The 1,047-nt window shown below is 59.9% G+C and carries 1 pseudogene; it reads left to right on the top strand.

Annotated features, from left to right (window positions below):
• Positions 1–86 precede the first annotated feature (86 nt).
• Positions 87–1,032: pseudogene (locus tag B8446_RS15810) on the top strand (IS630 family transposase).
• Positions 1,033–1,047 lie beyond the last annotated feature (15 nt).

Genomic DNA, 1,047 nt, shown 5'->3' with positions numbered 1-1,047 from the left:
CTAGAGCTTGTCCACTGAACTATGAATCGTAGGGGATGACGCGGAGCGTGGATTGTGATTCACCGTTTCCATTGATGGAGGCGGTGATGGCACGAGCATTGAGCAACGATCTTCGGGTGCGCGTTCTGGAAGCTGGCGCAGGAGGCGTGTCAGCCCGTTCAGTAGCGAGACGGTTCGGGATCGGATTTCGACAGCGATCCGGTGGCTTCTGCGTGAGCGTGAAAGCGGCGAACGGGCGGCGCGCCGTCAGGGCAAGCCGCGCGGCTCAAAGCTGGACGGGCATGAAGCCTTCATCGTCGGCATGATCGGAGCGCAGAAAGATATCACGCTCAACGAGATGGTGGCGCGCCTGAAGGATGAGCAGTCCGCCGGGATCGGCCGCAGCATGCTCAGCCGATGGCTGCGGCAGCGGGGGTGGACATTCAAAAAAAGACCGCACATGCATTGGAGCAGGAGCGCGAAGATATCCTGAAACGTCGGCAGGACTGGTTCGACGGCCAGCCTGACGTTGATCCACGCCGCCTGGTCTTCGTCGACGAAACCTGCCTCTCCACGAAGATGGCCCGTCTGCGTGGTCGCGCTTTACGCGGAGAACGCTGCCGGGCAGGGGTTCCTCATGGCCATTGGAAAACCACCACTTTCACCGCAGGCCTGCGCCTCACGGGCATGACCGCACCCTTCGTGCATGATGGCGCCATGAACGGCGAAATCTTTCAGGCCTATGTCGAGCATGTTCTCGTGCCGACGCTGAACCCGGGCGATATCGTCGTGCTGGACAATCTGCCCGCTCATAAGCGTCCGAGCGCGCGAAAGGCCATCGAACGAGTGGGGGCATGTATGATGTTCCTGCCTCCCTACAGTCCCGATTTCAACCCGATCGAAATGGCGTTCGCCAAGTTCAAGGCCCTCTTACGGGCCAAGGCAGCAAGAACCGTTACAGTCTTATGGGACGCCGCCGGATCAGTCCTGGATGCTTTCTCCCCTGACGAAAGTGCCAACTTCTTCACCGCCGCAGGGTATGAACCAGAATAACGTGGACGTGCTCTA

This window comes from Tanticharoenia sakaeratensis NBRC 103193 (genome assembly GCF_000963885.1).
Classification (GTDB): Bacteria; Pseudomonadota; Alphaproteobacteria; order Acetobacterales; family Acetobacteraceae; genus Tanticharoenia; species Tanticharoenia sakaeratensis.
Note: the sequence above shows the minus strand (reverse complement) of the source record. Positions and strands in the feature narration are given on the sequence as shown.